The 24,434-nt window shown below is 72.2% G+C and carries 20 protein-coding genes; 15 read left to right on the forward strand and 5 right to left on the reverse strand.

Annotated features, from left to right (window positions below; all coding sequences use genetic code 11):
* Window positions 1-303 precede the first annotated feature (303 nt).
* The 3 genes from rplU to obgE all read left to right on the forward strand — a co-directional run bounded on the left by rplU (window position 304) and on the right by obgE (window position 2,442).
* Window positions 304-624, forward strand: a complete 321-nt coding sequence (rplU, locus tag ACFOSY_RS17985; RefSeq protein ID WP_006132815.1) for a 50S ribosomal protein L21 — start codon at window positions 304-306, stop codon at window positions 622-624.
* A 14-nt stretch (window positions 625-638) separates the two neighbouring features.
* Window positions 639-893 carry a 50S ribosomal protein L27 gene (rpmA, locus tag ACFOSY_RS17990; protein WP_006132816.1) on the forward strand — a complete coding sequence of 85 codons (255 nt, stop codon included), beginning with the start codon at window positions 639-641 and terminating at the stop codon, window positions 891-893.
* 103 nt (window positions 894-996) lie between these two features.
* Window positions 997-2,442 (forward strand): GTPase ObgE, encoded by a 1,446-nt coding sequence (obgE, locus tag ACFOSY_RS17995; RefSeq protein WP_394307962.1) that lies wholly within the window; start codon window positions 997-999, stop codon window positions 2,440-2,442.
* Between the two features lie 79 nt (window positions 2,443-2,521).
* Here the strand turns inward: obgE and ACFOSY_RS18000 are convergent, their stop codons facing one another.
* From ACFOSY_RS18000 to ACFOSY_RS18010, 3 genes are all read right to left on the reverse strand, one after another.
* Window positions 2,522-4,699 carry an acyltransferase family protein gene (locus ACFOSY_RS18000; protein WP_394307964.1) on the reverse strand — a complete coding sequence of 726 codons (2,178 nt, stop codon included), beginning with the start codon at window positions 4,697-4,699 and terminating at the stop codon, window positions 2,522-2,524.
* Between the two features lie 227 nt (window positions 4,700-4,926).
* Complete coding sequence (locus ACFOSY_RS18005) at window positions 4,927-6,606, reverse strand: hypothetical protein (RefSeq protein ID WP_394307966.1); 1,680 nt, start codon at window positions 6,604-6,606, stop codon at window positions 4,927-4,929.
* A 64-nt stretch (window positions 6,607-6,670) separates the two neighbouring features.
* Window positions 6,671-7,663 carry a CDP-alcohol phosphatidyltransferase family protein gene (locus ACFOSY_RS18010; RefSeq protein ID WP_394307968.1) on the reverse strand — a complete coding sequence of 331 codons (993 nt, stop codon included), beginning with the start codon at window positions 7,661-7,663 and terminating at the stop codon, window positions 6,671-6,673.
* A 449-nt stretch (window positions 7,664-8,112) separates the two neighbouring features.
* On the opposite strand from ACFOSY_RS18010, the gene ACFOSY_RS18015 reads away from it, so the two are divergent.
* Window positions 8,113-9,792, forward strand: coding sequence for a stealth family protein (locus tag ACFOSY_RS18015; protein WP_394308956.1), 1,680 nt, complete (start codon window positions 8,113-8,115; stop codon window positions 9,790-9,792).
* Window positions 9,792-11,498 carry a stealth family protein gene (locus ACFOSY_RS18020; RefSeq protein ID WP_394307970.1) on the forward strand — a complete coding sequence of 569 codons (1,707 nt, stop codon included), beginning with the start codon at window positions 9,792-9,794 and terminating at the stop codon, window positions 11,496-11,498. Before ACFOSY_RS18015 ends, ACFOSY_RS18020 begins: the two co-directional genes overlap by 1 nt.
* A 79-nt stretch (window positions 11,499-11,577) precedes the next feature.
* Here ACFOSY_RS18020 and ACFOSY_RS18025 read toward each other — a convergent pair whose 3' ends face one another.
* Window positions 11,578-13,707: a hypothetical protein gene (locus ACFOSY_RS18025; RefSeq protein WP_394307972.1), complete on the reverse strand. Its 2,130-nt coding sequence runs from the start codon at window positions 13,705-13,707 to the stop codon at window positions 11,578-11,580.
* 352 nt (window positions 13,708-14,059) lie between these two features.
* Here ACFOSY_RS18025 and proB point away from each other — a divergent pair, with 352 nt between their 5' ends.
* The 5 genes from proB (at window position 14,060) to ACFOSY_RS18050 (ending at window position 19,044) form a co-directional block, all read left to right on the forward strand.
* Complete coding sequence (gene proB, locus ACFOSY_RS18030; protein WP_394308958.1) at window positions 14,060-15,166, forward strand: glutamate 5-kinase; 1,107 nt, start codon at window positions 14,060-14,062, stop codon at window positions 15,164-15,166.
* Between the two features lie 133 nt (window positions 15,167-15,299).
* Entirely contained in the window at window positions 15,300-15,770 is a 471-nt protein-coding gene (locus ACFOSY_RS18035) for a hypothetical protein (protein ID WP_093550912.1), read from the forward strand.
* 167 nt (window positions 15,771-15,937) lie between these two features.
* Window positions 15,938-17,224, forward strand: coding sequence for a glutamate-5-semialdehyde dehydrogenase (locus tag ACFOSY_RS18040; protein WP_394307975.1), 1,287 nt, complete (start codon window positions 15,938-15,940; stop codon window positions 17,222-17,224).
* A 102-nt stretch (window positions 17,225-17,326) separates the two neighbouring features.
* Complete coding sequence (locus ACFOSY_RS18045; RefSeq protein WP_449343584.1) at window positions 17,327-17,881, forward strand: SCO2584 family spore wall biosynthesis protein; 555 nt, start codon at window positions 17,327-17,329, stop codon at window positions 17,879-17,881.
* Between the two features lie 86 nt (window positions 17,882-17,967).
* Window positions 17,968-19,044, forward strand: a complete 1,077-nt coding sequence (locus tag ACFOSY_RS18050) for an SCO2583 family membrane protein (protein ID WP_394307980.1) — start codon at window positions 17,968-17,970, stop codon at window positions 19,042-19,044.
* A gap of 39 nt (window positions 19,045-19,083) precedes the next feature.
* On the opposite strand, the gene ACFOSY_RS18055 is transcribed toward ACFOSY_RS18050, so the two are convergent.
* A complete protein-coding gene (locus tag ACFOSY_RS18055; protein WP_394307982.1) occupies window positions 19,084-20,211 on the reverse strand; it encodes a M48 family metallopeptidase in 1,128 nt (375 codons plus the stop codon).
* A 298-nt stretch (window positions 20,212-20,509) separates the two neighbouring features.
* Here ACFOSY_RS18055 and ACFOSY_RS18060 point away from each other — a divergent pair, with 298 nt between their 5' ends.
* The 5 genes from ACFOSY_RS18060 to ACFOSY_RS18080 all read left to right on the forward strand — a co-directional run bounded on the left by ACFOSY_RS18060 (window position 20,510) and on the right by ACFOSY_RS18080 (window position 24,378).
* Entirely contained in the window at window positions 20,510-20,674 is a 165-nt protein-coding gene (locus ACFOSY_RS18060) for a hypothetical protein (protein WP_167534615.1), read from the forward strand.
* Between the two features lie 71 nt (window positions 20,675-20,745).
* A complete protein-coding gene (gene nadD, locus ACFOSY_RS18065; RefSeq protein ID WP_394307986.1) occupies window positions 20,746-21,384 on the forward strand; it encodes a nicotinate-nucleotide adenylyltransferase in 639 nt (212 codons plus the stop codon).
* A 16-nt stretch (window positions 21,385-21,400) separates the two neighbouring features.
* On the forward strand, window positions 21,401-23,149 hold the full coding sequence (locus tag ACFOSY_RS18070) for an LCP family protein (RefSeq protein WP_394307988.1): 1,749 nt from the start codon (window positions 21,401-21,403) through the stop codon (window positions 23,147-23,149).
* 117 nt (window positions 23,150-23,266) lie between these two features.
* Window positions 23,267-23,713: a ribosome silencing factor gene (rsfS, locus tag ACFOSY_RS18075; RefSeq protein ID WP_006136077.1), complete on the forward strand. Its 447-nt coding sequence runs from the start codon at window positions 23,267-23,269 to the stop codon at window positions 23,711-23,713.
* On the forward strand, window positions 23,704-24,378 hold the full coding sequence (locus tag ACFOSY_RS18080; RefSeq protein ID WP_394307992.1) for a histidine phosphatase family protein: 675 nt from the start codon (window positions 23,704-23,706) through the stop codon (window positions 24,376-24,378). The genes rsfS and ACFOSY_RS18080 overlap by 10 nt, the downstream gene beginning before the upstream one ends.
* Window positions 24,379-24,434: the final 56 nt, after the last annotated feature.

The raw sequence follows: 24,434 nt of genomic DNA on the forward strand, positions 1-24,434 counted from the left end.
CGATCGGCGACGTCCGGTGGGTCGAGATCGACAACCACGACGACCTCGCCCGCGGACGGGAGATCGTCGCCGGTCACTGAGCGGCGCGAGCGGCGCGAGCCCACGGGGGTCCGGTTTGACCCCCGTGGCTCCGGCCCCGTAACCTTGACCGTCGGCGTGTCCATCGGGACCGCCACATCCCCGTAAACCTCTTTCCTCCTGGATACGGACCCGCGCGGGCCGCGACCGGGAGAGGTCGCCCGCGTATGTGCGTGGGCGACTGGCCTGCGGGGGTGCCGTTCTTCGAGTGAGAGTGAGATCCGCGTGTACGCCATCGTGCGCAGCGGTGGTCGCCAGCACAAGGTTGCTGTCGGCGACATCGTCGAGGTTGACAAGATTTCCACCGCCAAGGTCGGCGACACGGTCGAGCTCTCGACCCTGCTCGTCGTGGACGGCGACTCCGTGACCAGCGACCCGTGGGTGCTGGCCGGGATCAAGGTCCAGGCCGAGGTCGTGGACCACCACAAGGGCCAGAAGATCGACATTCTGCGCTACAAGAACAAGACCGGCTACCGCCGTCGTCAGGGCCACCGCCAGCAGTACACGGCGATCAAGGTCACTGAGATCCCCGCGGCTGCGAAGTAAGGGACTGAGGAGAGATGGCACACAAGAAGGGCGCATCGTCCACCCGCAACGGTCGTGACTCCAACGCTCAGCGCCTCGGCGTGAAGCGCTTCGGCGGTCAGGTCGTCAACGCGGGCGAGATCCTGGTCCGCCAGCGCGGCACCCACTTCCACCCGGGCGCCGGCGTCGGCCGCGGCGGCGACGACACGCTGTTCGCGCTGCAGGCCGGTTCGGTGCAGTTCGGCACCAGCCGTGGCCGCAAGGTCGTGAACATCGTCCCGGTCGCCTGACCGGACACTTTCGCGAGGCGGACCTCACTTCCCCGACGGGAAGCGGGTCCGCCTTTCGCGTGTTACCCAAGAGACAACCCCGTAGTAACTGGAGGCACTTTCCATGACCACCTTCGTGGACCGCGTCGAGCTGCATGTCGCCGCGGGTAACGGAGGTCACGGCTGTGCCTCCGTCCATCGCGAGAAGTTCAAGCCGCTCGGCGGCCCCGACGGGGGCAACGGCGGACGCGGCGGCGATGTGATCCTCACCGTCGACCAGTCCGTGACCACCCTGCTCGACTACCACCACTCGCCGCACCGCAAGGCCACCAACGGCAAGCCCGGCGAGGGCGGCAACCGCTCCGGCAAGGACGGCCAGGACCTGGTCCTGCCCGTGCCGGACGGCACCGTGGTGCTCGACAAGGCGGGCAACGTGCTCGCCGACCTCGTCGGCCACGGCACCTCCTTCGTCGCCGCCCAGGGCGGGCGCGGCGGGCTCGGCAACGCCGCCCTCGCCTCGGCGCGGCGCAAGGCCCCCGGATTCGCGCTGCTCGGCGAGCCGGGCGACCTGCGCGACGTCGTCCTGGAGCTCAAGACCGTCGCCGACGTGGCCCTCGTGGGCTACCCCAGCGCCGGCAAGTCGTCGCTGATCTCCGTGCTCAGCGCCGCCAAGCCGAAGATCGCCGACTACCCGTTCACCACGCTGGTGCCCAACCTCGGCGTGGTCACGGCCGGTTCGACCGTCTACACCATCGCCGACGTCCCCGGCCTGATCCCCGGCGCCAGCCAGGGCAAGGGACTGGGCCTGGAGTTCCTGCGCCACGTCGAGCGGTGCAGCGTCCTGGTGCACGTGCTGGACACCGCCACCCTGGAGTCCGACCGCGACCCCGTCTCCGACCTCGACGTCATCGAGGAGGAGCTGCGCCAGTACGGCGGCCTGGACAACCGGCCGCGGCTCGTCGTCCTCAACAAGATCGACGTGCCCGACGGCAAGGACCTCGCCGACATGGTCCGCCCCGACCTGGAGGAGCGCGGCTACCGCGTCTTCGAGGTGTCCGCCGTGGCCCACACCGGCCTGCGCGAGCTGTCCTTCGCGCTCGCCGACCTGGTGGCCACGGCGCGCGCGGCCAGGCCGAAGGAGGAGGCGACCCGCATCGTCATCCGTCCCAAGGCGGTCGACGACACCGGCTTCACCGTCACCCGCGAGGAGGCCGGCGGCGAGCTGGTGTTCCGGGTGCGCGGCGAGAAGCCCGAACGCTGGGTGCGGCAGACCGACTTCAACAACGACGAGGCCGTCGGCTACCTCGCCGACCGGCTCAACCGCCTCGGCGTCGAGGAGAAGCTGATGAAGACGGGCGCCCGCTCCGGCGACGCCGTCGCCATCGGCCCCGAGGACAACGCCGTGGTCTTCGACTGGGAGCCGTCCGTCAGCGCCGGCGCGGAGATGCTCGGCCGCCGTGGCGAGGACCACCGCTTCGAGGCGCCCCGCCCGGCCGCCCAGCGGCGCCGCGACCGCGACGCCCAGCGCGACGAGGCGGAGCAGGAGTTCGACGGCTTCGAGCCGTTCTGACGCACCGCGCCCCGCGCGCACGAGGACCCGCGCACATGACGAAGGGCCCGCTCCGTTCGGAGCGGGCCCTTCGTCATGTTCAGTTGCCGGGCGTCCGGCTCAGGTCCGCCCCGAAGAGCCGCAGCAGCCGCTCCTCCACCACCGGGGTCAGGGCCTCGACGTAGGCGTCCGCCAGGTGGCCGTAGTCCCGGTACACCAGGGTGTTGCCCACCACGACCGGGCAGTTGCCGGAGGGCGCGCAGATCCAGGGGGACGGGTCGATGACCGTCACGTCCTCGGCGGCCGCCGCCTCGCGGATCGCCTTGGTCACCGAGGGCTGCTTGTCGGACTCGGACAGCGTGTTGGCGCACGCGGAGAGGTCGTCCGGGTGGGCGACCGCGCAGTCCACGGTGTTGTTCTTCGGCCAGGGGTTGTCCAGCAGCGTGAGCACCCGGGTGCGGCCCCGCTGGAGGATCCGGTACGTCTCGGCCTGGCCCTTGCCCCACTCGGTGGCGGTGTCGCCCTCGCCCCACAGCTTCGCCGAGTTGGAGCTGGAGGTGACGACCAGCTCGGGCTCCATCTCCTTGATCTTGTCGATGGTCACCTCACGCCAGTCGTCGCAGGACGAGTAGGGGCCGTTGTTGTAGGCGATGGTGATCTGGGAGACCTTGCAGGCGTTCTTGGTGAACGAGTACAGCTTCCAGTGGTGCTTGCGGGCGATCGCGTCGAACGCCGGGAACCACTGGGCGACGTGCGAGTCGCCGAACAGCACGACGCTGCGGTCGCCGTTCTTGTCGCCGTACAGACACGGCTGCGTCTGCTTCTCGTCCGACATGGTCAGCGCGCAGTCGTCGTTGTAGACCGCCGTCCGCTTGTACGCCACGTCGTGCACGCTCGGCGAGAGGTTGGACGGCATCTTGTCCGCCGGGTTCTGCAGCAGCCGGGTCAGCGCGGCCTGCGGGTCGGGCGCCTGGGCGATCGCCTCCTTGGTGTTCTGCTGCGCCCCGCCCGACGACAGGCTCGGCGGGAACTGCGCGGCGACCAGCGCCGCCGCCGCCGCGACCGCCGACAGCCCCAGACCCAGCGACAGGCCGCGGGCCGCGTGCGCCTTGAACGCCCGGTGGAAGCGCATCGGGTCCTCGACGAACTTCAGCGTCAGCCAGGCCAGCACCAGACCGCCCAGGGCGGCGATCAGCCGCAGCGGGCCCTCGTGCTCGCCGAACCCGGCGGCCGCGGGCACGATGACGATCAGCGGCCAGTGCCACAGGTACCAGGCGTACGAGACGCCGCCGACCCACACGGCGGGCCGCAGCGACAGCACCAGGCCCGCGCCGTACCGGCCGCCCGCCGCGCCGCCGGCCAGCACGGCGGCCGCGCCCAGCACGGGGACCACGGCGTTGTGCCCGGGGAAGACGGTGTGGTCGTCGAAGGCGACCGCCGCGTAGGCGATGGCGGCGAGGCCCGCCCAGCTCAAGGCCGCGGCGACCGGGCGCGGGATGTCGTTCAGCCGGTGCGCCACCAGCGCCAGCAGGGCGCCGACCGCCAGCTCCCAGATGCGGCCCTGCGAGCCGAAGTAGGCCCAGGACGGGGAGGTCTCGGTGAGGTGCAGGTTGACGGCGAAGGACGCGGCGGCCAGGGCCAGCAGCGGGATCGCCAGCAGGGCGCGGCGCCGGAAGATCTTCAGCGCCACGATCAGCAGGACGGGCCAGATCAGGTAGAACTGCTCCTCCACCGCCAGCGACCAGAAGTGCTGGAACGGCGACGGCGGCACGTCCGTGTTGAAGTAGTCGGTGCCCGTGTCGGCCAGCCGGAAGTTGACGACGTACCAGGCGGAGGCGATGGCGTCCTTGGCGTACTCCGCGAACCGCAGCGGGCCCAGGAACAGCCACGACCCGGCCAGCGTCGCCATGACGACCAGCGTGGAGGCGGGCAGCAGGCGCATGGCCCGGCGGGCGTAGAAGCGGCCCAGCGAGATCCGGCCCTCACGCTTCCATTCGCGGAGCATCAGCGAGGTGATGAGGAAGCCGGAGATGACGAAGAAGACGTCCACGCCGACGAAGCCGCCGGCCAGGGACGACACACCCGCGTGGGCGACCACCACCAGCGTGACCGCGACCGCGCGCAGTCCCTGGATGTCGAGCCTCAGGCCGGCGCCGCCCGCCGCGGGGGCGGGCCTGTCTCCGGACGGCGGTGCGGGGGAGTCGCCCCGCGTGCGGGGGACGGACGGGGCACCATCTGCTGACGGCCGCGGTGGGGACGCGAGATCGCGGGCGGACACGTTGGGGATTCTCCTTGTTCGTGGAGCGTCTGCGAGACATGAGAAGTCTGCGACACGGTCCGGGGGCAGACACCGCCGGGACCAGCTGACGCCGGTGATCGACGCGGAGTCAGACGCTCGAGCGTATCTCCGCCCGGACCGTGCTCCGTCACATCTTCTGTCGCATTGTCGTAACAAGTGACTCGGGAACACCCGTAACAGTTGCCCGAGCCGGGTCTTCCGCCCGGTCAGCGCACCGTGCGGAGGGCGACGCGGCCGGCCTTCCGGGTGAACAGGGCGCCGCCCGTGCTCATCGAGACGTACATCCGGTACCGGCCGGCCGGCAGCGCGGACACGTCGACGCCTTCGTCCCCGGGCGTGGTGAAGTACCCGAAGGGGTAGGCGCCGATGTCTCCGCGGCGTCGGTGCGCGTGCACGGCCGCGGTGTTCTTCCTCGCCTCGAGGGGGAAGGAGAAGCAGCCGCGCCGGCCCTGGAGGACCAGGTAGTAGTGGGCGTGGCCCTTCTTGTCGGCGTTCCTGCCGGGGAGGAAGAAGACGCCCTCGGCGTGCACCGTGCGGTCCCGCTGCCAGGACTTCTCCAGGGAGAAGCGCACGCCGTCCGTGTCGTCGCCCAGGATGCGCCGCTTGGTCACCTTGACGCCGTTCCCGCCGCCCCGGACGAGGAGTTCGCAGTCGCCGAGGGCCTGGCGCGCGTCGACCGGCCGGGAGGCGATCAGGCGGGTGCGCCGCTCGATCCCCTCGTCGGGGCTCGACACGACCACGGAGGCCTCGTACGTGCCCCGGGGCAGCGCGGTGAGGTCCAGGTCGTCGGGGGTGGCGAACCCGCCCTGCTCGTACGCGCAGACGTACTCGTCGAAGTACTCGCGGTACAGGCGTATCTCCTTGGTGGACGTCAGCGGGAACGTCCAGCTCCGGCCGCGCCGCTCCAGGACGAGCCGCTTCACCTCGTCCTTCGCGCCCTCGCGGGAGACGCCGGGGAGGAAGGCGTGCCCACTGAGCCGGAGCCGCCCGTCGGCCGCCGCCGCGCGGGTGAGGACCGCGAGCGCGGTGTCGGAGCGGCGGAGCCGGTCGAGGTGCTCGGCGGCCTTCTCCTCGTCCTCGGGCCCTGGGCCGATCCGGACGTCGCCCCAGCGCGGGGCCACGCCCTCGGTGAGCGCGTACACGATGCTCAGGATCGAGGGCATGGCCTGGCGGACCACCTCGTCGTGGCGCCGCACGGTGGGTGAGTCCACGAACAGGAAGTTGAAGTTCTCGTACGACCGCAGCGCGGGCAGGTAGTGCTTCACCTCCTGCTCGTACTGGTAATCGCCCGGAGAAGAGATCACGTAGATGTTCCGGTCGAATTCCGTGTCCTTCTCGAGGAGATCCCTCATCACGGAATCCATGATCTCGACGTTCTCGGCCGGCTGGCCCTCGCCGAGAACCGCGTCGCCGAGCTGCCCGTGACCGTGCGAGTAGCTGCCCAGGAAGTACTGGGGAGTCGACGCGACGATGTTCTTGTAGTCGTATCTGATGCCGTAGTAGAGGGCGGCGCTGCCGCCCTTCGACGCGCCCAGCAGGGTCACCCCGTCCCGGGACACGCCCAGTCGCTCCATGAAACTCACGATGAGCGACTGGACGGACTCCGACACCGAGAAGTCCATGTCCCGGGCGACGTAGTACGACGCCCCGCCGTCGAAGTGGTCGCGGATCCGCAGAATGTGGCACTGGACACTGTCGAGGGCGTTGCCGAATCCGTATCTGCTCCCCACGGACGAGAAGACCACGAGCAGATTGCGGTGGTCCCCGCGGGCCGGGCGGAACTGGAACTCGACAGGCCACTTCCCGTGCACCTCGGTGGCCTCGGTGAAGACGTGGCGCCGCAGCGTCGCGTAGTTCGGGGACAGCGCCGGAAGGGTCTCACTCATCGGGATCTGCACACTCTCTGCCGGGGTTCTGCACTCGTCCTTTCCGCCGGGCGTCTTCCTCCGCTCAGACCAGCGTGGCCCTCTCCGACGGACCGGCCGTCTCGGACCGCATCTCGGCCTCCATGCGGTCGTACCGGGCCATCGTGCGCTGGAAGGCGCGGGTGGCCAGGAGCAGGCGGTAGACGACGAGCACCTCGAAGGCGAGGAGCAGGGCGCCCGCGGCGACCGTCGGCCAGAGGATCGAGTTGAGCAGCGGCGCGACGATGAAGATCGTCATCTGGAACTCGATGCCGCTGAACAGATGGATGCGGATCCGGTGGCTGACCAGGAAGTCGCGCAGCGGCACGTACCCGGGCAGGCGTGTGATGAACGTCTTGGCCGGGGGCACGACGTGCGCGGGGGCCGGCTCGGCGGAGGCGGCCGCGGAGACCTCGCTGCCCGTCGGCTGGGCGGGAACCCGGGGGGCGCCCTTCACCGGCGTGTCGTCGTTCTCGGGGTCGTCGTCCGAGCCGTTGTCCTGGGACGCGTCGATCAGGCCCAGCTCCTCGGCGCGCTCACGCTGGCGCCGCCGCATGTTCAGGCGGACCTTCCATATCTCCAGCGCGTCCATGTAGCGGAGCATGTCGAGGAAGACCACGGCCAGGGCGAGCCATATGTAGGTGACGTCCTCCGTGCGCTGGTACTGCCCGCCCATCAGGGCGACGGCGCAGATCAGCACGCGGACGCGGTCGAAGATGTAGTCGAGCCAGGCGCCGAACGCCGAGCCCTTCCCCGTCAGACGGGCGAGCTTCCCGTCCATGCAGTCCAGGATGAAGCTGACGTGGTAGACGACGGCTCCGGCCACCAGCCACTGCCAGTCACCCTGGGCGAAGCAGGCCGCTGCCCCGATCCCGAGGACCAGGGCGGCCCAGGTGATCTGGTTCGGGGTCACCCGGGTCCACATGGCGGTCCAGCGGACGAGCGGGGTGGCGACGGGATCGACCAGGAGAACGGTCCACCAGGCGTCTCGCTGTTTCTCCGTGAGGCGGCGGACTTCGGGGAGTGGAGGTACACGCATGACCGTAAGTCTGCATGCTCGCCCGAACACTCTGCTCTCAAACGCGAGTGTGTGCTACGTCACGAATATGATCTCCCGCCGACCGGGAACGGTCGGAATCTCAAGAGGGATGGATAAGTCCGAAGAATACCCATACGGGAGATGTAAGGCCCGGAATTGACGATGGCAAACGGAGGCGACGAAGGTGTGAACTCCGCCCGTCGTGGCGGCGCATGTCATCGAACAGGAATGTGACAGCGTTGCTGTAAACTTCCCCCCTGCGGCTTGACCCTGGAGGAGCCCCGAGCGCTCCGCGTGTGGCGCCGTATGGGGGTGCAGCGCTCGTTGCCGCTGGTCGCCTTGACACCCCCATCATGTAGGCCACGTCGGGACTCGCCGAAAGGTTTGGGATTGAAGTGAGTGTGCGTACCCGCATCGGAAGCAGTCTGAAGTCGCGCACCAAGAGCGCGATGCAGGCGCAGAAGCGCCGGGCGTGGTTGTTGCGGGTCGCGCGGCAGCGGCAGGGCCTGTCGCGTTCCGACGCGGGTGTGCGCCAGGTCTCGTTCGACGGCGAGCCGCTGTGGGGCCGGGTGGTCGACGGGTTCACGGCGGCCGGTACGGCGGCGGACAACCTGGGTCTGGTCGCGGACGCGCTGGAGCGCGCGGGGATCTCGTACTTCGTCGTCCCGGGTGTGTCGCGGACGGCGTGGGCGCTGGGTGTGCGGGAGTCGGACCGTGCCGCTTTCCTGCGGTCGATGCGGGACCTGTACGCGGGGACGGTCGTGTTCGCGGCGCGTCCGCGTCCGGGTGGTGTGTCGGACTTCTCGCTGTTCGCGGACGAGGTGTGGCCGAAGTCGCTGTCGTCGGCCCCGGTGATGCGGTTCGGCGTGGTGCGTCTGGGCCCCGCCGGTCAGATGCTGGGCGGTCCGCAGCTGGGCTGTGACGTGGAGTTCTGGCGGGACGGCGCCGAGGTGCTGGCGGGTCCGCAGGCGGAGGCGGAGCTGGCGCGTGTGTCGCCGCAGGCCTCCGCGGACGTGCTCGCCGACTCCCTGGTCGCCCCCCGGCGCAACCGGATATCGGACGTCATGCCGACCGCGGAGCAGAAGTCCGCGAAGATCACGGTCCAAGGCCGTGACTTCCCGACGTTCGCGCCGTTCACCGTGACCACGGTGGAGGACGTCACGTTCCCCATCGACGTCGTCTACACCTGGGTCGACGGCGAGGACCCGGAGCTGCGCGCCAAGCGGCAGAGGTACAAGAGCGAGGGCGTCCCGGCGATCCTCGACAAGGAGACCAACGAGTCCCGCTACACCAGCCACGACGAGCTGAAGTACTCGCTGCGGTCGCTGGAGATGTACGCCGACTTCATCCGGCACATCTACATCGTCACCGACGGCCAGAAGCCGGAGTGGCTGGACGCCGACGCGCCCGGCATCACGGTCGTGGACCACAAGGACATCTTCCCCGAGGGCGTCCTGCCGGTGTTCAACTCGCACGCCATCGAGACGCGGCTGCACCACATCCCGGGCCTGTCGGACCACTACCTGTACTTCAACGACGACGTGTTCGTCGGCCGCAGCGTCACCCCGCAGCACTTCTTCCACGCCAACGGCATCGCCCGTATCCCGTTCTCCCCGCTCAAGGTCGGCGTCGGCCAGCCGCACGGCGGCGAGACCGCGACCAACTCGGCCGGCAAGAACGTGCGCCAGCTGCTGATGAAGGCCCACGACCGCTTCATCACGCACAACTTCATGCACACCCCGCTGCCGCAGGTGCGGTCGGTGCTCCAGGAGCTCGAGGAGATGTTCCCCGAGGAGGTCGGCCAGACCATGCGCTCGCGCTTCCGGTCGCCCGACGACATCGCGATGACCGCGTCGATGCACTACAACCACGCGTACATCACCGGCAAGGGCGTCCCCGGCAAGTTCCGCTTCCGGTACGTCAACATCAGCCGGGACGACGCGGACCGCCGTCTCGAGGGCATCCGCGCCAAGCGCAACTACGACTTCTTCTGTCTCAACGACGTCGACGTGCCGCCGGAGCAGCGCGAAGAGGTCACGGCCCGCATGTTCTCCTTCCTGGAGGAGTACTTCCCCTTCCCGAGCTCCTTCGAGAAGGCACCTGAAGGCACCGCTTCCGGGAAGCGTTGATGGCACCCGCCTCGCGGCGCGTCCGCCGGCTGGCGCGCAGAGGACTCGGCGTCGGCCGCAAGGTGCGCGACCGGGCGTCGGCGGCACGCCTCGCCCGGCAGCGGCAGGGGCTGCTGGGGGCCGACGCGGGTGTGCGCCCGGTGTCGTTCGACGGCCTGTCGCTGTGGGGCCGGGTGGTCGACGGGTTCACGGCGGCCGGTACGGCGGCGGACAACCTGGGTCTGGTCGCGGACGCGCTGGAGCGCGCGGGGATCTCGTACTTCGTCGTCCCGGGTGTGTCGCGGACGGCGTGGGCGCTGGGTGTGCGGGAGTCGGACCGTGCCGCGTTCCTGCGGTCGATGCGGGACCTGTACGCGGGGACGGTCGTGTTCGCGGCGCGTCCGCGTCCGGGTGGTGTGTCGGACTTCTCGCTGTTCGCGGACGAGGTGTGGCCGAAGTCGCTGTCGTCGGCCCCGGTGATGCGGTTCGGCGTGGTGCGTCTGGGCCCCGCCGGTCAGATGCTGGGCGGTCCGCAGCTGGGCTGTGACGTGGAGTTCTGGCGGGACGGCGCCGAGGTGCTGGCGGGTCCGCAGGCGGAGGCGGAGCTGGCGCGTGTGTCGCCGCAGGCCTCCGCGGCCGTACTGGCCGACTCCCTCGTGGCGCCGCGCCGCAACCGCATCTCCGACGTGCTGCCGACCGCGGAGCAGACGCCCGCGAAGGTCACCGTCGGCGGGCGGGACCACCCCACCTTCGCGCCGTTCACCATGACCACGGTGGAGGACGTGACGTTCCCCATCGACGTCGTCTACACCTGGGTCGACGGCCAGGACCCCGAACTGCGCGCCAAGCGCCAGAAGTACCGGGGCGACGGGGACGCCGGGATCGCGGCGCGCGAGGTCGGCGAGTCCCGTTACACGAGCCACGACGAGCTGAGGTACTCGCTGCGGTCCCTTCAGATGTACGCCGGCTTCGTGCGGCACGTGTACATCGTCACCGACGGCCAGACCCCGCAGTGGCTCGACCCGGAGGCGCCGGGCGTGACCGTGGTGGACCACAAGGACATCTTCCCCGAGGGCGTCCTGCCGGTGTTCAACTCGCACGCCATCGAGACGCGGCTGCACCACATCCCGGGCCTGTCGGACCACTACCTGTACTTCAACGACGACGTGTTCGTCGGCCGCGGCGTCACCCCGCAGCACTTCTTCCACGCCAACGGCATCGCCCGGCTGCCCTTCTCGACGTACCAGATCGGGGTCGGCGCCCCGCACCCGCAGGCCTCCGCCCCCAACTCGGCCGGGCGGAACGTGCGCCGGCTGCTGGAGGAGACCTACGGGGTGTCCATCACCCACAAGTTCCTGCACACCCCGCACCCCCAGCGCCGGGACGTGCTGAACGACCTGGAGCGGGACTACCCCGACGCGATCGAGCGGACCATGCGGTCCCGGTTCCGGTCGATCGAGGACGTGGCGCCCGCCACCTCCTTCCACCACCACCTGGCGCTGCTCACCGGCCGGGCCGTCCCCGCGAAGTTCACCTACCGCTACGTCGACGTCGGCAAGCCCCATCTGGAGGAGCGGGTCGAGTCCCTCAGGGCGCGCCGCGGCTACGACTTCTTCTGCCTGAACGACGTGGACACCGCCCCCGAGCGGCGGGAGTACGTGCGCTCCTACGTGCACGACTTCCTGGAGTGGTACTTCCCCTACCCGAGCTCCTTCGAGCGCCGCTGATCGACGCCCGCCGGACGCCACCTCGCCGGACACCACGCCCGGGCCGTGTCGAGGCCCGGGCGTCGTCGGATCCGGACGGTCACGCCCGCGTCGGCGTCCCGGACCGGGTCCCGGCGGCAGGGGACACGGGATGCGGCACGGGCTCGCGCCGCTGCCCCGGCAGTTCCGCCGGACGTCGGCCCGGCGCCCGCAGCCGGTGTTCCAGCGCCGCCGCGCCCAGGGCCCGCACCGCCGCGGCGAACCGCTCCTGCGACGAAGGCTCCGCCGGGCCCAGCAGCCGGGCCTTCAACGCGGCCCGCGCCTCGGCCAGTTCGTCCTTCTCCGGGTGACGGACCGTCGCCAGCAGGGCCGGCACCCCAGCCGCGTCCGGCGCCAGGATCACCGCCGCCGCCACGGTCGGGAAGGCCGCGCGGAACTCCGCCTCGGACGTCCCGCCCGTGTTGGCCACCGCGTACGGCTTGCCGCTCGCCAGGAAGTCGCTGATCACGCTCGACACGTCGCTGATCAGCAGGTCGGCCACGTCGAAGCAGGAGTACAGCGAAGGCCGCGCGTCCACGACGACCTGGTGCTCGCCCTCCGGCAGCGACGCCCAGTACGCCGCCTCCCAGGCCCGGGCGGCCCGCGCCACCGCCTCCGCGCGGCCCGGCGGGGGAGCGGACTGGACGAGCATCCGCTCCGCCTGGTCGGCGCCCTCCCGGAACTCCGCGGCGGTCAGGCGGTCCAGCTCGGCGGCGCGGGCGGCCAGCTCCTTCGACCGCGCGGGGCGCGCACCGGAGCGGGCCCGGTTGGCCGCGCGGATCAGCTCCCGGATACGGCGGTCCGCGGCGCCCGCCCGCGGGTCCACCGAGCCGGTCAGCGGGTGCGGCTTGTACAGCAGCCGCACCCCCGGGTCCGCGAGCAGCGCCCGCACCAGGTTCTCGCCGGCCGCGATCACCGAGGTGTTGCCCGGGTTGCCGTCCCAGCCCTCCCAGGTCGGCGCGTACAGCACCGTGGTGTACGCGCCCGTGGGCGGCCCCGCGTACGGCCGTACCGCGTCCAGCTGCGGGCGGCCGATCTCCACCACGTCCTTGTCCTCGACCCCGACCTCGGCCAGCGCGTACCGCTCGCGCGCCGCCGGGCCCGCGACCCACACCTCGTCGTACGCCTTCGCGTAGGGGTTGCAGGAGGACAGCTTGTCGCTCTCCCCGTGGTTGACGAAGGCGTGCTTGATCGTGGGGATGCGCAGCACCTGCGATGTCTTGCCCGAGTTGGACGGGTGGATGAGCACCTGGAGCGTGGAGTGCTCGAGCCGCATCAGCGTCGGCACCTTCGGCAGGCACACGATCGGGATGTCGGTCGCCGGGATCCGCGACACCATGAACCGCTCGCGCAGCACGATCAGCGGCCGGCCGTCCAGCCGGGCCAGCGGCTCCAGCCACATCCCCGCCTGGTAGACGGAGGACGGCCCGCCGGAGAAGTACAGCCCCACCGTCGGCCGGTACTCGGCCAGCCACGCGTCGAACCAGGCGAGCACCTCCTGCTCGCCGGCCGGCCGCCGCCCCGGCAGCAGCCGCAGCGACAGCGCGGCCAGGCCGCCCAGCGCGAGCGCCAGCGACAGCGCGATCCCGGCCGCCGCGCACCGCGGGTCCTGTGTCACCGCGGTCGCCGTCAGACCGGCCGTGGCGGGCAGCCCGAACACCAGGAGCCGGTGCCCGGGGCGGCGCAGCAGCGCGGGCGGGGCGGGGGACAGGCGCAGCGCGGAGGCGTCGATGTTGCGGGTCACCACGGGCAGCGTGCGGGTGCGGCGCACCAGGACGGACACCGCCTGGATGGCGCAGTGCAGGGCGTAGCACAGCAGCAGACCGGCGAGCAGCGGCGCGTACTGCGTCTCGCGGTGCTGCTCGCCGAGCCGCAGCAGGCCCACCACCAGCAGCAGGTCGCGCAGCACATGGCGGACGGTGACGTCCGCGTGCGCCTTGGCGAACAGCGCCGGCACCCCCCGCTGCCAGCGGTACAGCACGCCCTCGACGGCCAGCGAGAGGGCGGTGGCGGCCAGCAGCAGCGGCACGTGCGGGGCGAGCGCCGCCACGGCCTGCACCGCGTAGGCGCCGGCCAGGACGGACGCCGTGAGGAGCGTGGCGAGCGCGGGGCGGCCGGGCGGGCGGAGCAGCGGGAGGCGGGGCCGGCGGATTCCGGCCCCGAACCGCCGACGGGACGTGGGTAGGGGCACTGCGGTCACTCCAGGGTCGTGAGGGACGTGCGCTGGGGTTAACGGCCGTCGGCCTCCGGACGACACGCGCGTGTCGCGCGTCCGCAGGCCAGGTGTCGTCGCACAGGTGTCCACACGCCGGGTCGCACGGACGGAGTACGGCGGACCGCGGACCGGGGTCCCCCGTCCGGGGCCGTGCCGGCGCCGTGTCCGTCGCGGTGTCCGTCGCCGTGTCCGTCGCGGTGTCCGGACACTGAAATGCCGAGCGTCCTTCGATCCGCTTCGCGTAGATTGCCTGCCGGGCGAAAGATCGACGTGATCGACGAGATCGACGTGAGGGAGCGACGGCAAGGTGGCAGGGGCACGGCAGGCCGTGGGCGAGGCGCGCAGGATCGTCGTCAAGGTCGGCTCCTCGTCGCTGACCACCGCGGCGGGCGGACTGGACGCCGACCGTGTGGACGCGCTCGTGGACGTCCTGGCCAAGACCAGGAGCGGGGGCGAGCGGGAGATCGTTCTCGTCTCCTCCGGCGCCATCGCCGCCGGGCTGGCCCCGCTGGGGCTGCGCCGCCGCCCCCGCGACCTGGCCCGCCAGCAGGCCGCCGCCAGCGTCGGCCAGGGACTGCTCGTCGCCCGCTACACCGCCTCCTTCGCCCGCTACGGCGTCCGGGTCGGCCAGGTGCTGCTGACCAGCGACGACATGAGCCGCCGCGCCCACCACCGCAACGCCTCCCGCACCCTCGACAAGCTGCTGGCGATGGGCGCGTTCCCGATCGTCAACGAGAACGACACGGTCGCCACCGACGAGATCCGCTTCGGCGACAACGACCGCCTCGCCGCCCTCGTCGCCCACCTGGTCCGCGCCGACCTGCTGGTGCTGCTGTCCGACGTGGACGGCGTCTACGACGGCGACCCGTCCCGCCCCGGCACCTCGCGGATAGCGGAGGTCAGGGGCCCCGAGGACCTCGCGCACGTGGAGATCGGCAGCGCCGGCAAGGCGGGCGTCGGCACCGGCGGCATGGTCACCAAGGTGGAGGCCGCCCGGATCGCCGCCGCCGCGGGCATCCAGGTGGTGCTCACCAGCGCGGTCCACGCGGCCGAGGCGCTCGGCGGCGGCGACACCGGCACCTACTTCCACCCCACCGGGCGCCGCTCCGCCGACCGGCTGCTGTGGCTCCAGCACGCCTCCACCCCGCAGGGCTCGCTCACCCTGGACGACGGCGCGGTGCGCGCGGTCGTGGAGGGGCGCAAGTCGCTGCTCCCGGCCGGCATCGCGGGCGTCGAGGGCGACTTCAACGCGGGCGACCCGGTGGAGCTGCGGGACCGGGAGGGACACGCGGTGGCGCGCGGGCTGGTCAACTTCGACGCCAAGGAGATCCCCCTTCTGGTGGGCCGCTCCACCCGCGAACTCGCGCGGGAGCTCGGCCCCGGGTACGAACGCGAGGTCGTACACAGGGACGATCTCGTGGTCCTGCATCCGTAATGACCCGAAACGTCGGCCCTCGGTGGTGGACGTATTGCGAAACCGCCCCGCGATCCGCGACGGCCTGCTCAACTTTGTCGCAGGGACAAATTCCGCCCGGCCCCCGGGCGGTCCGCGTGTGAAGGAGGCCGTCGTGAGACGAGTGCGCCCTGGGACGACGGTGTCTCACGGTGGCCGCGGCTCCCGGGCGGCGGGCGAGGAGCGGGCGCTGACCAGCGTCGCGGCCGGGGACCGGCACCGGGGCGGCGAGGCGCGCGACCTGCCCCGCCTGTGGCACGTCACCCTCAGCGTCTCCGGCGAGCCCGCGCCGGTCGCGGAGGTCCGGCGGGCGCTGGAACAGCTCGCCCACGACCACCCCTTCCTGCTGACCAGCCGCTACGCCGACGACCACGCGGAGATCCGCTACTGGGAGGAGGCCCGCGACCTGCACGACGCGGCGGCGGTGGCGCTGCGCCTGTGGGGCGAGCACCGGCGGACCGCGGGGCTGCCGCCGTGGGAGATCGTGGGCCTGGAGGTCATCGACCGGGCCACCTACCGCAGCCGCGTCGCCGCCGGGCACGGTCCGGTGCCGGCCACCCCGGTCGGCGTGCACCCCTTCCCGTAGGGTCCGGCGCCCCACCCGTGGCGTGCGCTGACCCACCCGTGGCGCCCGGCGTCCCACCGGCAGCGACCGGTACCCCACCGGTCCCACCCGTTTTGACGGCGAATGTCCGTGTCTCGGGTCGTGGGACGAACGCGTCCGCGGCGCGCCGCGCGCACTACTCTTCCCCCATGACCACGCTCTCGCCGTTCGACTCGATGTCCCCGGTCAGCCAGGCCGCCTACCGCGCCAAGGGCGCCGCCGCCACCCTCGCGCCGCTGCCGCGCGCCGCCAAGGACGACGCGCTGCTCGCCATCGCGGACGCGCTGGAGGTCCGCACGAGCGAGATCGTCGAGGCCAACGCCCAGGACGTGGCCAGGGCCCGCGAGGCCGGCACCAGCGAGGGCATGATCGACCGGCTCACGCTCACCCCCGAGCGGGTCCGCGCCATCGCCGCCGACGTCCGTGACGTGGCCGCGCTGCCCGACCCGGTCGGCGAGGTCGTCCGCGGCTCGACCCTGCCCAACGGCATCGACCTGCGCCAGGTCCGGGTGCCGCTCGGCGTCGTCGGGATCATCTACGAGGGCCGGCCCAACGTGACGGTCGACGCCGCCGCCCTCTGCCTGAAGTCGGGCAACGCGGTCCTGCTGCGCGGCTCCTCCTCCGCCTACCGCTCCAACACCGCGCTGGTCCGGGTGCTGCGCGACGCCGTGCACGGCGCGGGCCTGCCCGCCGACGCCGTCCAGATGGTCCCCGGCGAGGGCCGGGACAGCGTGCGGGAGCTGATGCGCGCCCGCGGCCTGGTCGACGTGCTGATCCCGCGCGGCGGCGCCTCACTGATCAACACGGTCGTGCAGGAGTCCACCGTCCCCGTCATCGAGACCGGCACCGGCAACTGCCACGTCTACGTCGACGCCCAGGCCGACCTCGACATGGCCGTCGACATCCTGGTCAACTCCAAGGCGCAGCGCGTCGGCGTCTGCAACGCCGCCGAGACGCTGCTGGTGCACCAGGACATCGCCGCCGAGTTCCTGCCCCGCGCGCTGGACGCCCTCGCGGACGCCGGGGTCACCGTGCACGCCGACGAGCGCGTGATCGCGTACGCCAAGGACTCCCGGGCCACCGTCGTGGAGGCGACCACGGAGGACTGGGAGACCGAGTACCTCTCGCACGACATCGCCGCCGCCGTGGTCGACTCCCTGGACCGGGCGGTCGAGCACATCCGGCTGTGGACCTCCGGCCACACCGAGGCCATCGTCACCACCTCGCAGCAGGCCGCCCGCCGCTTCACCCAGCTGGTGGACTCCACCACGGTCGCCGTGAACGCCTCCACCCGGTTCACCGACGGCGGCCAGTTCGGCTTCGGCGCGGAGATCGGCATCTCCACGCAGAAGCTGCACGCCCGCGGCCCGATGGGCCTGCCCGAGCTGACCAGCACGAAGTACATCGTCACCGGCGACGGCCACACCCGGCGCTGAGCTGCGCGTCCCGCGGGGCCCTTCGCGGGGCGGTGTGTCCGGTGGGCGGACGAATTTCCGTACCGTCTGCCCAAATTGACCCCCCAGGTCTACTCTGGACGCGTGCCGGAGGACGTGGGGGGCACGCCGTTCCCTGACGGCTGGAAGCCCGACGACGACCACGACCGCGGGGTGTCGGACGAAGAGTTCGCCTCCGTGGTCTTCGACGAGGCCTTCGTACAGGCGGCCGCGGTGCACGAGCCGACCGCCGTCGAGCGCCTCCTGGCCGCCGCGCAGGCCAGAGCCGAGGCCTCCGAGGCCGAGGCCCACCGTGCCCGCGCCCGGCGGCGCGACGACGGCTACGGCGGCTACCGCGGCGCCGGCGGCCGCGACCCCGACGACGAGGACGGCGACGCCCTGGAGGCCGACCACGGCTTCCCCTACGGCAGACAGGTGCGCTGGCACCGGCCGGTCGCCTGGATGCTCGCCCTGGTGATGGGCATCGGCATGGTCGCCCTCGCCTTCTCGGCGGTCTACCGGGGCGGCTCCGCCCAGCGCCAGGACCCCGCCCCGCCGCCCGCCACCACCGGGGTCGGCCAGGGCGCCGGCGCCGCGCCCTCCGCGTCCGCCGACTACTCCCGGCCGACCGTCCCGGTGCTGCCCACCGCAGGCCCGTGAGGCCGCCCGCGGCTTGGTGAGAACCTGTCAGAAGTTGGGTCCCCGGCGGGCGTTTACCGGCACCCCGCCGGACCTACCCTGAAGGTATGGGAGAGCCTTCGGACCCGCCCGAGGGGACGCCCGAGGGAGCCCCCGGAGGCGGCGACGACGAGTACCGGTCCGTCGTCTTCGACGAGACCTTCGTGCGCGCTGCCCGGCTCCAGGAGTTCTCCGCGCAGGAGCGCATCACCGACCACACGCCCGCCGTGCGCCGCCTCCCGCCGGCCCGCCGCAGCGGGCTGTCCCGGCAGGCGCTCGTCCTGGTCCTGCTGATCGCCGTGGCCTTCGGCACCGCCGTCTACATGGGCGTACGCCACCCTTACCGCACCCCCGCCGCCGAGCGGCCCGCCGAGCCGTTACGGATGACCGTCGTGCCCCTCGCCCCCGAGGGCGCGGTGCCCGGCGCCCGGGACATCGGCCTGTTGTACGCGCACAGCCCCGCCGCCGGCTTCCGCGCCGGCGCCGAGGGCGTCCCCCTCCCGCCGACCCGGCGCACCGCCAACTTCTCCGACGACCAGGTGGTGACCGCCCTGCTCACCGCCCAGGACTACATCGTACGGTCCGCCCTGGACCCGGCCGTGGTCACCGGCGGCGAGACCCGGACCGTGCGGGTGCTGCTGGACTCCGGCCAGCAGGAACAGTTCGACGAGAGCATGCACCGGCCCGCCGCCGACGGACGGCACGCGGTCACCGGGTGGCTGGTCCGCTTCGACCCCGCCCGCGTGCGGCTGGCCGACCCGCACATCCGCGTCCGGGGCACCCTCCAGGCCGCCGAGGCCGACTCCGGGACGCTGGAGGTCACCACCGACCACACCGTCGTCTACGCGCTGCGCCCGGCCGGCGCGGCACGGGACGCGGAGGCGTCGCTGTTCACGGTCCGCCGCGAGCTGCGGTTCCGCTTCGACCGCGAGGACCTGCGGCTGCGCCAGGCGGAGCTGGTCGCCTCCCACGTCCAGGCGGGCCCCCAGTCCTGCGCCCAGGACCCGTCCCCGCACCTGCACCCCCTCCTGGCCGGCCAGCGCGCCCCCCGCACACCGCCACCCGGCACCAACCCCTACGCCCCCGACACGACGACCCAGGCCCTCTGCGGCACCCTGTCGGAGGCGGCCCAGCCGCGGCTGTGAGCGGGGGCTCCAGGCGGGCGCGCGCGCCGCGTCACCCGCTCACGCACCGTCGCGCGGCGGGTTCCCGTCCGTGTCGGTGTCGGTGCCGGTGCCGGCGTCCGGGGACGGGCGGGACGGGCCCGGCTTGGGGCCCGTGAAGCCGCCGAAGCCTCGGCGGACCCGGTCGCCGAGGTCGCCCGCGCCGCCCGCGATGTCGCTGACCAGCTTCATCAGCGGGTCCTTCGAGGTCCGTACCTCGTCGGCGTAGGTGCTCGCCGACTCCCGCCAGGAGTCCCGCACCGACGCGTCCTTGTCGTCCGCGCGGCGCGGGTAGTGGCCGTCCATGATCCGCTGGTGGTCGCGGGAGGCCGCCCACTTCTTCAGCTCGGCCGCCCGCACCGTGGTGAACGGGTGCGAGCGCGGCAGCACGTTGAGGATCTTCAGCACCGAGTCGCGCAGGTCGCCGCCCGACTCGTACTCCTCGGCCTGCTCCAGGAACGCGTCCACGTTCATCTCGTGCAGATGGTTGCCGCCCGCGATCTTCATCAGGCCGCGCATCGACGCCTGGACGTCCTGGCCCACCAGCAGCCCCGCGCGGTCCGCGGACAGCTCCGACTTGCGGAACCACTCCCGCAGCGCGGTCACGATCGCCATGATCGCCACGTTGCCCAGCGGGATCCAGGCGACCCGGACCGCCAGCGACGTCAGGAACAGCAGGACCGTCCGGTACACCGAGTGACCGGACAGCGCGTGCCCGACCTCGTGCCCGACGACCGCCCGCATCTCCTCCTCGTCGAGCAGCTCCACCAGCCCCGTGGTCACCACGATGATCGGCTCGTCGAGACCGATGCACATCGCGTTGGGAACCGGGTCCTGGTTGACGTACATCGGCGGGACCTTCTCCAGGTCCAGGATGTAGCAGGCGTCCCGCAGCATGTCGTTCAGGTGCGCGAACTGCCGGTCCGAGACCCGCACCGAGTCGGACAGGAACAGCAGCCGCAGACTCCGCTCGGGCAGCAGCCCGCTCAGCGCCTTGAAGACCGTGTCGAACCCGCTCAGCTTCCGCAGCGCCACCAGCGCGGAACGGTCGGCGGGGTGCTCGTACGCGCGCGAGGAGATCCCGGGGAAGCGCCTGCGCTGCCTGCCGGGCACCTTCTCGTGCCCGTTGTGCTGGTGGCCGTCGGACATCTTTCCCCCATGTGCGTCTGGTTGACCTGCGTGATCCCTGGTGCGGCCCTTCACTCCCCCCGCGGCGGGACCCAGCCTAGGCGGGATTCCCGTGCGCGGGCAGCAGGGCGGCCGCTCCGTGCGGCCCCACGCGGAAGGACGACCGGGCGCCGGGCAACGGTTGCCTCCCCGCGCCAGGACGGCCCCGCCGGGACGCCCCACGCCCGCAACGGCGGAGTCGGCGTGATCGCCGCGAAGCCGCCCGCATACGATGAGCGCACGTCTTTATCCCGCCCACACGCGATAGGTCCTGCCGAAGATGAGCTTCCCCAGCACCGCTGCCCAGATGGTCACCCTCGCCGCCGAGGGCGGAGAGCACGGCGGCAACCACGAGAGCCTCAGCCCCTACCTCACCGGCGGCGGCGCCCTGTTCGCGCTGCTGCTCCTGCTGTGGATCACCACCCGCTTCAACCGCGACCGCTGAGCCGCAGGGCCTCCCGGCCCGAGGGCACTGGCGGACGGGGTCCACAGGCCGGGCCGGTAGGGTCTGCACGCATGGGAGAGCAGGACATGCCTACCGGCCCCGGCACCGGCCCGGCCCCGCGGGGCAAGCGCCGTCTGGGCGTCATGGGCGGCACTTTCGACCCGATCCACCACGGGCACCTGGTGGCGGCCAGCGAGGTGGCCGCGCAGTTCCATCTCGACGAGGTGGTCTTCGTCCCCACCGGCCAGCCCTGGCAGAAGAGCCACCGCGCGGTGTCGCCCGCCGAGGACCGCTACCTGATGACGGTCATCGCCACCGCCGAGAACCCGCAGTTCTCGGTCAGCCGCATCGACATCGACCGCGGCGGCCCCACCTACACCGTGGACACCCTGCGCGACCTCGACGCGCTCAACCCGGACACGGACCTGTTCTTCATCACCGGCGCCGACGCCCTCGCCCAGATCCTGACCTGGCGCGACAGCGAGGAACTGTTCTCCCTGGCACACTTCATCGGCGTGACCCGGCCCGGCCACCATCTGACCGACGCCGGACTGCCCGAGGGCGGGGTCTCGCTCGTGGAGGTCCCGGCCCTCGCCATCTCCTCCACGGACTGCCGTGCGAGAGTCGCCAAGGGAGACCCCGTCTGGTACCTGGTGCCGGACGGTGTCGTGCGCTACATCGCCAAGCGTCAGCTGTATCGCGGCGAGTGAGCCGAGAGGGGCACCGGTGAACGACGGATACGACGCGGGATACGGCGACGGGGGGCCGTACGAGCTCGTCGGCTACGACGAGTACGGCCGGCCGGTCTACCGGCAGGCCGCCGACCAGCAGACGCAGGCCCAGCAGTACGACGCCTACGGGCAGCAAGGGCAGCAGCACCAGCAGAGCCAGCAGCACCAGCAGGGCTACGGCTACGACCCGTACGCCACGGGCGGCCACCAGCAGCCCGCCTACGACCCCTACGGGAACGGCGGCGGCTACGGCTACGACGCCTACCCGCAGCAGCAGCCGGCCCCGAACCCCTACGGGCAGGGCGCGCAGGGCGACGGCACCGGACAGCAGCCCCGGGTGACCGAGCAGACGGCCTACATACCGGAGCAGCCCGCCCCCGCCCCGGAGCGGACCGCGCACATCCCCCGGCAGGCCGGCCCGGCCGACGACGGGTTCGACGACGGCACCGACGGCGCCGGCTCCGCCCCCGAGTACCGCACCGAGCAGTTCGCCTTCGTCGAGGAGCCCGACGGCGACTCCGAGGACGTCATCGACTGGCTCAAGTTCACCGAGAACCGCACCGAGCGCCGCGAGGAGGCCCGCCGCCGCGCCCGCAGCCGCGTCATCGCCCTGACCGTGGTGCTCGCGCTGCTCGTCGCCGGCGGCGTCGGCTACCTCTGGTACGCCGGGAAGCTGCCCGGGCTCTCCAGCTCCGACGCGGACACCGGCACCACCACCGCCGCGGGCGCGCAGAAGCGGGACGTGCTCGTCGTCCATCTGCACGACACCGAGAACGGCGGCACCTCCACCGCCCTGCTCGTGGACAACGCCACCACCAAGCAGGGCACCACCGTGCTGCTCCCGAACTCCCTCGCCCTCACCGCCGAGGACGGCACCACCACCACGCTCGCCAAGTCCGTCGAGGACGACGGCTCCGAGGGCACCCGCACCGCCCTCGACACCGTCCTCGGCACCGACATCGAGGGCACCTGGCGGCTGGACACCCCCTTCCTGCTCACCCTCGTCGACCTGGTCGGCAACATCGAGGTCGACACCGACGCCGACGTGCCCGACCCGGACGCCAAGAAGAAGGGCGAGGCGCCGCTGGTGCGCAAGGGCAAGGGCCAGACCCTCAGCGGCAAGATGGCCGTCGCCTACGCCACCCACCGCGCCCCCGGCGAGGACCAGAACGCCCAGCTGGAGCGGTTCGGGCAGGTGCTGCACGGGGTGCTGCGCAAGATGACCTCCGACCCGGACGCCGCCACGGTCACCGTCCAGACCCTCGGCCAGATCATCGAGCCGCCGCTGACCGACGCGGACCTCGGCGCCTTCCTCGCCGGGCTATCCGACCTCGCCAAGGGCGGCGACCACCGCACCGCGCTGCTGCCCGTCGAGGAGGACGGCACGCTCACCGCCGAGGCGAGCGACGGCGTCGTCAAGGACGTCCTCGGCGGCACCGCCAAGAGCCCCGACCGGGACGCCGCGGTCACCGTCTCCGTGCGCAACGCCACCGGCGACAAGGACAACAGCGAGAAGGCCCGCGTGGTGCTCCTCAACGGCGGCTTCACCTTCCTGGAGGGCGGCACCGCCGGCTCCGCCGAGGCCGCCTCCGAGGTCGTCTACGCCGACCCCGCGGAGAAGGGGAACGCCACCGAGGTCGCCAAGACCCTGGGCCTGCCCGCCGACGCCGTCACCAAGGGCGAGATCTCCGGCAACGCGCGCGTGGCGGTCGTCCTCGGCCAGGACTACGACCCCGGCTCGTAGCCACGGCAGGCGCACCCCGCGTCCTGAGGAGATGCGCACCCCGCGTCATCGCGTGGGGTGCGCACGGCGGTCCGTGAGACCCTTGAGGACAAACGACCGCCGACCGAAAGCCATGCAGTGACCGCAACCGACCGTTCCATCGAGCTCGTCCACACCGCCGCCCAGGCGGCCGCCGACAAGCTCGCGCACGACATCGTCGCCTACGACGTCAGTGACGTGCTGTCCATCACCGACGCATTCCTGCTGGCCTCCGCGCCGAACGACCGCCAGGTCAAGTCGATCGTCGACGAGATCGAGGAGCGGCTCAGCAAGGAGCTCGGCGCCAAGCCGGTCCGCCGCGAGGGCGACCGCGAGGCCCGCTGGGTGCTGCTCGACTACGTCGACATCGTCGTCCACGTCCAGCACAGCGAGGAGCGGGTCTTCTACGCCCTGGAGCGGCTGTGGAAGGACTGCCCCGAGCTGGACCTGCCCGAGGACGCCAAGGCCACCCGCGGCAAGGCCGCCGAGCACGCCAAGCTCCAGGAGGCCGAGGAGGCGGCGGAGCCGGGCGGTGAGTGGCGGTGAGCGCCACCGGTGAGGTGAGCGGCTCCGCGCGCCGGGGCCGCCGCATCATCCTGTGGCGGCACGGCCAGACCCTGTGGAACGTGGAGCGCCGCTTCCAGGGCTCCACGGACGTCGAGCTGACCGAGACGGGCGTCGCCCAGGCGCGCCGGTCCGCGCGCCTGCTCGCGGGCCTGAAGCCCGACGCCATCGTCGCCTCCGACCTGAAGCGGGCCGCGGCCACCGCCGCCGAGCTGGCCGCGCTCACCGGTCTGCACGTCGTCCACGACGAGGCCCTGCGGGAGACCTACGCGGGCGTCTGGCAGGGGCTGACGCACGACGAGATCATCGCCCGGTACGGCGAGGAGTACGCCGCGTGGAAGCGCGGCGAGCCGGTCCGCCGCGGCGGCGGCGAACTGGAGACCGAGGTCGCCGACCGCGCCGCCCCTCTGGTGCTGCGGCACGCCGAGAAGCTCCCGGAGAACGGCACGCTCGTGGTCGTCAGCCACGGCGGGACCATCCGCACCACCATCGGCCGGCTGCTCGGCCTCGACCCGCGCAGCTGGGAGAGCCTGGGCGGGCTCACCAACTGCTGCTGGTCCGTCCTCGGCGAGGGCGCCCGGGGCTGGCGGCTGATGGAGCACAACGCCGGCACCCTGCCGGAGCCGGTGCTCGGCGACGACGACTGAGGACGGCCGTGCCCGCCGCCGTGCCCCCTCGGGGCCTCCGGCGGCGGCCGTACGAT

This window comes from Streptomyces lusitanus (genome assembly GCF_042647945.1).
Classification (GTDB): domain Bacteria; phylum Actinomycetota; class Actinomycetes; order Streptomycetales; family Streptomycetaceae; genus Streptomyces; species Streptomyces pseudogriseolus.

Bases quoted from the DNA above. Each gene is read 5' to 3' on its own strand.
- rpmA (WP_006132816.1), top strand. From the start codon at position 639: ATGGCACACAAGAAGGGCGCATCGTCCACCCGCAACGGTCGTGACTCC.
- obgE (WP_394307962.1), top strand. From the start codon at position 997: ATGACCACCTTCGTGGACCGCGTCGAGCTGCATGTCGCCGCGGGTAAC.
- ACFOSY_RS18005 (WP_394307966.1), bottom strand. From the start codon at position 6,606: ATGAGTGAGACCCTTCCGGCGCTGTCCCCGAACTACGCGACGCTGCGG.
- ACFOSY_RS18010 (WP_394307968.1), bottom strand. From the start codon at position 7,663: ATGCGTGTACCTCCACTCCCCGAAGTCCGCCGCCTCACGGAGAAACAG.
- ACFOSY_RS18015 (WP_394308956.1), top strand. From the start codon at position 8,113: ATGCAGGCGCAGAAGCGCCGGGCGTGGTTGTTGCGGGTCGCGCGGCAG.
- ACFOSY_RS18020 (WP_394307970.1), top strand. From the start codon at position 9,792: ATGGCACCCGCCTCGCGGCGCGTCCGCCGGCTGGCGCGCAGAGGACTC.
- ACFOSY_RS18040 (WP_394307975.1), top strand. From the start codon at position 15,938: ATGACCACGCTCTCGCCGTTCGACTCGATGTCCCCGGTCAGCCAGGCC.
- ACFOSY_RS18050 (WP_394307980.1), top strand. From the start codon at position 17,968: ATGGGAGAGCCTTCGGACCCGCCCGAGGGGACGCCCGAGGGAGCCCCC.
- ACFOSY_RS18055 (WP_394307982.1), bottom strand. From the start codon at position 20,211: ATGTCCGACGGCCACCAGCACAACGGGCACGAGAAGGTGCCCGGCAGG.
- ACFOSY_RS18060 (WP_167534615.1), top strand. From the start codon at position 20,510: ATGAGCTTCCCCAGCACCGCTGCCCAGATGGTCACCCTCGCCGCCGAG.
- nadD (WP_394307986.1), top strand. From the start codon at position 20,746: ATGGGAGAGCAGGACATGCCTACCGGCCCCGGCACCGGCCCGGCCCCG.